The following is a 632-nucleotide window of genomic DNA, read 5'->3' as shown; positions in this document are numbered from 1 at the left end:
GTTCGCCTTCGACGAGTTCGGCCCGCTGGCCTGCGTGCCGACCCCGGGCTCCTGCTGGGCGCCGAAGGGCAGGCCGCAGCGGCTGCCAGCCAACTACCACAAGACCCAGGGCGTGCGGCAGTTCCACGGCTGCTACTCGGTCGGCGAAGACCGGCTGTGGGGCGTGGTCCGGCACCGCAAGAGCGCGACGCACACCCTCGCGGCGCTGCGCTCGATCCGCGCCACCCGCCCAGACAGGCAACCCATCTACGTGATCCTGGACAACCTGTCCGCGCACAAGGGCGCCCGGATCCACCGCTGGGCGGCGCGCAACAACGTGGAACTGTGCTTCACCCCGACCTACGCCTCCTGGGCCAACCCGATCGAGGTGCACTTCGGCCCGCTGCGCTCCTTCGTGCTGGCCAACTCCGAGCACACCAGCCACGTGGCGCTCACCCGGGCGCTGCACGCCCATCTGCGCTGGCGCAACGACCACGCCCGCGACCCCGAACTCCTCGCCGCGCAACGCCGCGAACGAGTCAGGGTCCGCAGCGAACGCCACCGCCGCTGGGGCCAGCCCCAGCACCGCGCCGCTGCATGATTACACCGATGTCATGCACCAACCCGGCGAACCTTCGTGGTCACGGCACTAG

Annotated in this window: 1 protein-coding gene; it reads left to right on the top strand. The window is 70.7% G+C overall.

All coding sequences use genetic code 11. The features are described from left to right. Positions 1-580 (top strand): transposase (locus ACFQE5_RS19030; RefSeq protein WP_379586875.1); only part of this gene is annotated, 580 nt, incomplete at its 5' end. Positions 581-632: the final 52 nt, after the last annotated feature.

It is taken from the genome of Pseudonocardia hispaniensis, assembly GCF_042658695.1.
Classification (GTDB): domain Bacteria; phylum Actinomycetota; class Actinomycetes; order Mycobacteriales; family Pseudonocardiaceae; genus Pseudonocardia; species Pseudonocardia hispaniensis.
The sequence above is the reverse complement of the archived record's forward strand: the minus strand, read 5'-3'. Positions and strand labels throughout refer to the sequence as shown.